Raw genomic sequence first — 7,167 nt, forward strand, 5'->3', positions numbered from 1 at the left:
GGAGATGCTCGTCGAGATCGACGGGCTGGCTGTCGTCACCGACTGACGCGCGCGCTCGCGTGCGGGGTCTGCGGACCGTTGCCTCCCCGTTACCTGCTATCGCGTAGCATATCGCTTAGGACACGCGAGAAACCGGGGGGTGAAGTTCGTGACCGATCTGATCTCAGCACAGGATGCGAAGACCGAGAAGCTGACCGAGGCCACCGCCTCCGGAGACACGCTCGACACCGTCGCGACCACGAAGGCCGGTGACGAAGTGCCCACGGATTCTCTGCCGCCCAGCGACGGCGACCAGCCACTGGCGTGGGCTCCCATCGAGCCCGCACCGAAGAAGAAGCGGCTCGGTCTGTGGATCGGTCTCGGCGTCGGCGCCCTCGCGATCGGCGCGGGCGCCGCATCGATGATCCTCATCGCCCCCGGCACCACGGTCGCCGGCATCCCCGTCGGGTGGCTCACCCCCGGCGCCGCCGCAGAGGCCATCGACGCGCACGTCGCCGAGACAGAGGTGACACTCACCGGAGCGGGTGACGAGATCGTGCTCACCGGTGCCGACCTCGGAGCCTCCATCGACGCCCGCGGCCTGGCCGACGCGGCGTTCGCCGAGCGTCCGCTCTGGAACCTCGGCTCGTGGATGGGCGATCCCGTCGCGGGAGACATCACGCTCGACCCCGAGACGGCGGATGCCGCGCTGCGCGCAGCCGTGCCTGCGAGCTTCACCGATCCGGTGGATGCCGGAGTCGTCTTCGACGCCAAGAGCGCGACGTTCGTCGTCACGCCGTCCGAGACGGGAACAGCCGTCGACGTCGACGCACTCTCGACCGCGATGGTCGACGCCATCGCCGACGGCGCGAAGAGCCTGGAGTTCCCTGGCGGCCCCGCTGAGGCTGCGCCCGCCGTCTCCGACGAGGACGCCACGACCATGGCGACCTCGGTGAACACGATGCTCGGCACCATGGGCTTCTACATCGGCGACGAGCGCACGGTGCCGGTCAAGCCCGCCGTCGCATCGACGTGGTTCGCCGTGGTCGATGTCGACGGGGAACTGCAGATCACCGCCGACGAGACCGTGATCCAGGCCACCGTCGACACGCTCGCGACCTCGGTCGACAGGGCTCCCGTCAACGCGAAGAACATCGTCGACTCGGCGGGCACCATCCTCCGCACCGAGACCGCCGGCGTCAACGGCCGCGCTCTCGGCGACACCTCGGGCCTCGCATCCGACGTCGCGGGCAAGCTCGAGGCCGGCGACGGCGTCTTCCCGATCGAGGTCGCCGAGACGAAGTTCGAATCGGTCAACCTGCTGCGCACGATCGACGTGAACCTCAGCCGCCAGACGGCCACCCTCTATGAGAACGGCGCCGTCGTGCGATCGTGGGCGATCTCGTCGGGCAAGAGCGCGACGCCCACCGACGCCGGCAACTTCAGGGTCTACGCCCATGTGCGCGAGCAGACCATGAAGAGCCGCGAGCCGGACGGCTCGATCACCGAGACGCCGAACGTCCCGTGGGTCACGTACTTCAACGGCGACGAGGGCTTCCACGGAACTTACTGGCACAACGACTTCGGCAACCCCCGCAGCCACGGCTGCGTGAACATGCCGATCGACGTCGCCCAGTACGTCTACGAGTGGTCGCCCGTCGGCCTCGAGGTCGCGGTGCACTACTGAGTCGACGTCAGGTGCTCACACTCCTCGACGCCGCGCAGGTCTCATGACGAAGGGGCCGGATGCTCTCGCATCCGGCCCCTTCGTCATCGGTGTCAGCTCAGCGCGTCGACGATGCCGTTCAGCGTCGTGGACGGTCGCATCACTGCGGTGACCAGTGCGTCATCGGGGCGGTAGTAGCCCCCGATCTCGACGGCCTTGCCCTGCACGGCGTTGAGCTCGGAGACGATCGTCTCCTCGTTCTCGGCGAGCGTGGCGGCGATCGGGGCGAACGCCGCTGCGAGCTCGGCGTCCTTCGTCTGGTTCGCCAGCTCCTGAGCCCAGTACAGGCCGAGGTAGAAGTGGCTGCCGCGGTTGTCGATCGTGCCCAGAGCGCGGCCCGGGGACCGATCCTCTTCGAGGAACGTGCCGGTCGCCGCATCCAACGTCTCGGCGAGCACGCGGGCCTTCTCGTTGCCCGTGCGGTCGGCGAAGTGCTCGAGCGACGCGGCCAGCGCGAAGAACTCGCCCAGCGAGTCCCAGCGCAGGTAGTTCTCCTCGACGAGCTGCTGCACGTGCTTGGGAGCCGAGCCACCGGCACCCGTCTCGAAGAGTCCGCCGCCTGCGAGCAGCGGCACGATCGACAGCATCTTGGCGCTGGTGCCGACCTCGAGGATCGGGAACAGGTCGGTGAGGTAGTCACGCAGCACGTTGCCCGTCACCGAGATGGTGTCGAGGCCGTGCCGCATCCGCGCGAGCGTGTAGCGGGTGGCCTCTTCCGGGGCGAGGAGCGTGATGGTGAGGCCCTTGGTGTCGAGCGTGGCGAGACCCTGGTGCACCTTGGCGATGATCTGCGCGTCGTGCGAGCGGTTGGCGTCGAGCCAGAACACCGCAGGCACGCCCGATGCGCGAGCACGCGTCACGGCGAGCTTGACCCAGTCCATGACGGGGATGTGCTTGGTCTGCGTCGCACGCCAGATGTCGCCGGCGCCGACCTCGTGCTCGATCAGCACGGTGCCCTCGCTGTCGAGCACCTGGACGGTGCCAGGGGCGGCGATCTCGAAGGTCTTGTCGTGGCTGCCGTACTCCTCGGCCGCCTGGGCCATGAGGCCCACGTTCGGCACGGTGCCGATCGTGGCGGGGTCGAGCGGGCCGTTCGCGATCACGTCGTCGATCACGGCCTGGTAGACGCTCGCGTACGACGAGTCCGGGATGACCGCGAGCGTGTCGGCTTCGCCGCCGTCCTCGCCCCACAGCTTGCCGCCGTTGCGGACGAGCGCGGGCATCGAGGCGTCGACGATCACGTCGCTGGGCACGTGCAGGTTCGTGATGCCCTTGTCGGAGTTCACGTACGAGACGCGCGGGCCCTCGGCGAGCGCACGGTCGAAGGCCGCAGCGATCTCGTCGCCGCCGGCGACGCCGCTGAGACCCGAGAGGATCGAGCCGAGACCGTCGTTCGGGTTGAGACCCGCCTCAGCGAGCTTGTCGCCGTACTGAGCGAACACATCCTTGAAGAAGACCCGCACGACGTGGCCGAAGATGATCGGGTCGCTGACCTTCATCATGGTGGCCTTGAGGTGCACCGAGTAGAGCACGTCGTCGTTCTTCGCCGCCTCCATCGTCTCGGCGAGGAAGGCGTCGAGGTGCGCGGCCGAGAGGAACGTGGCGTCGATGATCTCGCGCGGAAGGACCTTCAGGCCCTCCTTGAGGATCGTCACGGTGCCGTCTGCGGCCGTGTGACGGAAGCTCAGGACATCGTCGTGCGCGGCGACCCACGAGCGCTCGTTGTGCTTGAAGTCGTCGTGGCCGAGCGTGGCGACGCGCGTCTTCGAGCCGTCTGCGAAGGGCTTGTTGCGGTGCGGGTGCTTCTTCGCGTAGTTCTTCACCGCGAGCGGAGCGCGACGGTCGCTGTTGCCCTCACGGAGCACCGGGTTGACCGCGGAGCCCTTGATGCGGTCGTAGCGCGCGCGGACGTCCTTCTCCTCGAGGGAGGACGGCTCGTCCGGGAAGTCCGGGATGTCATAGCCCTGAGCCTGCAGCTCGGCGATCGCGCCCTTGAGCTGCGGGATCGAGGCCGAGATGTTCGGGAGCTTGATGATGTTCGCCTCGGGCAGGGTGGCGAGGCCACCGAGCTCGGCGAGGGAATCGCTGACCTGCTGCTCGGGCGTGAGCTTCTGCGGGAACGCCGCGAGGATGCGGCCTCCGAGCGAGATGTCGCGGGTCTCGACCTCGATACCCGCCTGTCCCGTGTAGGCCTTGATGATCGGCAGGAAGGAGGCGGTGGCGAGAGCCGGGGCCTCGTCCGTGTAGGTGTAGATGATGGCGTCGTCGGTCACCAGGAGGTTCTCCGTTCGCGAGGGCAGATTTGTCTCGATACCAAGATACCTGAGCGCATCATCGGCGATGAATACTCGGCGTTTCTGGGTGGGAGACCCCGCGAGGGGTTAGCCTGTGTTCATGTCCGAACTGCGCATGGTCGAACTCTCCGCTGCGACGATCGTCGCCGTGAACAACATGTCGCTCAAGCCCGGGCAGGAGCAGTTCCTCGCTCCCGTGTCCTACGGCATCGCGGCGACCGTCATCGACCCTCAGACCTCGTGGCAGCGGGTGGTCCTCGACGGAGACGAGGTCGTCGGATTCGTCAGCGCGAACTTCGACCCCGAGGCTCCTGAAGAGCACTTCCGCTCGGTGCTGTGGCGCATCAACGTCGACGCCGACGACCAGGGCAAGGGCGTCGGTCGCTTCGCCGTCGAGCAGCTGATCGACGAGGCGCGCGAGCGTGGATTCGACCACGTCAACGTCATCTACGAGGCCGGCGAAGACGGCCCCGAGGCGTTCTTCCTCCGCGTCGGCTTCACGCCCGTCGGCGAGACCGAGTACTCGGAAGTCATCGCTCAGATCCGCATCACTTCGTAGACCGGCGGCGGGGTCTCGAATCCCCTCCCCCATCGAGGCTCCGTCGCCCTGTCCGTCGTTTTCATGGGAACGCTCCCGCGGTCGTCGGAACTATTTGTTGCGAGTAACCACAAAAACCTTGCGCCGAGCGTCGCAGGCTGTCTATCATCGCTTTCGAAGGCGTTCTCGAAACGCTTCGACGATGAGACCGACAGCGACGACGGAGTCCCGATGACGACGATCCACCAGGTGGCCGAGGCCGCAGGAGTGTCGATCAGCACCGTCTCCTACGCCCTCAGCGGCAAGAGGCCGGTCTCGGAGAAGACCCGCCTTCGCATCGAAGACGCCGTGCAGAGCCTCGGTTACGAACCCGACGCCGGCGCACGGATGCTGGCGGGCCGCCGCACCCACATCTTCGGGCTCACCGAGCCGCTGCGCGCCGACACCCACGCCCCCACGCACATGGCCTTCGTGCTCGCGACCGCCGTCGCCGCCCGCCGACGTGGATACGACATCCTCCTGCTGACGGACGAGCAGGCCTCCGAGGGCATGAACCGCGTGGCCGCCAGCAACCTCGTCGACGCCATCCTCGTGCTCGACGTCGCACCCGACGACGAGCGGGCCGACATCGCCCGCTCCGTGCACTCCCCCACGGTGTTCATCGGCATCCCCGACGACGCACACGGGCTCACCTGCGTCGACCTCGATTTCGAGACCGCCGGGAAGATCGCGGTCGATGCACTCGCCGATGCCGGGCACACCCGTGCGACCCTGCTCGGGCAGACCGAGGTCTCGTACCGCAAGTCGAACTTCCCGCGCCGCCTGTTGCGCGGCGTGCAGGAACGCGCCGCCGAACGCGCGCTGGCACTCGAGTGGGCGACGACGGGGGTCACCACCACGGATGCGTCGGCAGTGCGCGCCGCCACCGAGCGCGCACTGGGTCGCGGCGACCGCGCGTTCATCGTGCACGCCGTCGGCGATGTGCACGAAGTCCTGCTCGAGACGATCGCCGCGCACGGCCTGGCGGTGGGCACGGACGTCTCCGTCATCTCCGCCGCCGCATCGTTCGACACCTCGGCGCTGCCGGTGCCCATCGACACCATCCCGCTCGTACCTCAGCAGTCGTGCGAACTGGCCGTCGACCTCGCGGTGCGGCACCTCGAAGACCCGCACGTGACCGCGCAGATTCACCTCATCCCTCCCGAATACCACGCCGTCGGCTCGGTGGCTCCCGCACGAGAGTGACATCGGGCGCAGACGGCATCCGCATCGCCGTCGTCGAAACGCTTCGATGACGGCGCACAACTGAACACCTCGACCCAGTGAAGTGTCCGGCCCTCCGGGGCCACCGAGAAAGGAGTGCCGACGATGGCACGCACCACCCGCAGGACGAAGACGTTGGCGGCTCTCGCCGCGCTGACCGCGACCGGGATCGCTCTGAGCGGCTGCACCGCCGGATCCGACGGCGACGGCGGAGACGGCCAGACCCTCAAGCTCTGGCATTACGAAGGCGCGGACAGCGCCATGGGCAAAGCCTGGGCAGAGGCGATCTCGATCTTCGAGGAGGAGACCGGAGCCACGGTCGAGTTCGAGGAGAAGTCGTTCGAGCAGATCCAGAAGACGGCGAGCCAGGTGCTCGACACCGACGCCGCGCCGGATCTCATGGAGTTCAACAAGGGCAACGCCACGGCGGGGTTCCTGGCCTCGACCGGCCTCATCTCCGACATCTCGGACGCGGTCGAGGAGTACGGGTGGGATGAGAAGCTCGCTCCCTCTCTGCAGACCACCGCGAAGTACTCGGAAGACGGCGTGATGGGCGGCGACACCTGGTTCGGTGTGCCGAACTACGGCGAGTTCGTCGGCGTCTACTACAACGAGGATGCCTTCGCCGAGGCGGGACTTGAGATCCCCACCACCTACGACGAGTTCGTCGACGTGCTCGACGCCTTCGTGGCGAAGGGCATCACCCCGCTCGCCGAGGCCGGAGCCGAGTACCCGCTCGGGCAGCTCTGGTACCAGCTCGCACTGCTCGAGGGCGACCGGAGCTTCGTCGACTCGTACCAGCTGTACGACGGCGAGGTCGACTGGCAGGGGCCGGAGGTGTCGGCGGCGACCGAGACGCTCGAGGAGTACGTCGACAAGGGCTACATCGCCTCCGACGTCTCGTCGGTCAAGGCCGAGGACGCGGGTGTCTCCTTCATCAACGGCACCTCACCCATCTTCGTGTCGGGCTCGTGGTGGTTCGGCCGCTTCGTCTCGGAGGCCACCGGCTTCGACTGGACGATGACGGAGTTCCCCGGCGCCGACCTCTCTCTCGGGTCGTCCGGCAACCTCTGGGTCGTACCCGAGAACGCCGCGAACAAGGAGCTCGCCTACGAGTTCATCGACATCACCATGCGACCCGAGATCCAGGCCATCATCGGCAACAACGGCGGTCTGCCGGTCGCCGCGGACACCGCCGACATCACCGATGAGAAGAGTGCGGCCCTGATCGAGACCTTCAACGGAGTCCTCGACGCCGACGGTCTCGCCTTCTACCCGGACTGGCCCGCTCCCGGCTTCTACGACGTGATCGTGCAGGAGCTCCAGGGGCTGATCACCGGATCCCAGGACGCCGAGACCACGAACAC

General features: G+C 67.5%; 5 protein-coding genes. 4 read left to right on the forward strand and 1 reads right to left on the reverse strand.

Annotated elements, in window-relative coordinates:
* Positions 1–139 precede the first annotated feature (139 nt).
* Complete coding sequence (locus J7E68_RS07250) at positions 140–1,666, forward strand: L,D-transpeptidase family protein (RefSeq protein WP_311416604.1); 1,527 nt, start codon at positions 140–142, stop codon at positions 1,664–1,666.
* Positions 1,667–1,758: 92 nt separating this feature from the next.
* Here the strand turns inward: J7E68_RS07250 and J7E68_RS07255 are convergent, their stop codons facing one another.
* A complete protein-coding gene (locus tag J7E68_RS07255; protein ID WP_215171254.1) occupies positions 1,759–3,978 on the reverse strand; it encodes an NADP-dependent isocitrate dehydrogenase in 2,220 nt (739 codons plus the stop codon).
* Between the two features lie 121 nt (positions 3,979–4,099).
* Between J7E68_RS07255 and J7E68_RS07260 the strand changes: the two genes are divergently transcribed.
* The 3 genes from J7E68_RS07260 to J7E68_RS07270 all read left to right on the forward strand — a co-directional run.
* Positions 4,100–4,558 (forward strand): GNAT family N-acetyltransferase, encoded by a 459-nt coding sequence (locus J7E68_RS07260; RefSeq protein ID WP_215171256.1) that lies wholly within the window; start codon positions 4,100–4,102, stop codon positions 4,556–4,558.
* A 210-nt stretch (positions 4,559–4,768) separates the two neighbouring features.
* Positions 4,769–5,782, forward strand: coding sequence for a LacI family DNA-binding transcriptional regulator (locus tag J7E68_RS07265; protein ID WP_215171258.1), 1,014 nt, complete (start codon positions 4,769–4,771; stop codon positions 5,780–5,782).
* A 123-nt stretch (positions 5,783–5,905) separates the two neighbouring features.
* Positions 5,906–7,167, forward strand: a 1,262-nt coding sequence (locus J7E68_RS07270; RefSeq protein ID WP_215171260.1) for an ABC transporter substrate-binding protein, incomplete at its 3' end; no start/stop codon positions are given.

The sequence above is a fragment of the Microbacterium sp. ISL-103 genome, assembly GCF_018613995.1.
Classification (GTDB): domain Bacteria; phylum Actinomycetota; class Actinomycetes; order Actinomycetales; family Microbacteriaceae; genus Microbacterium.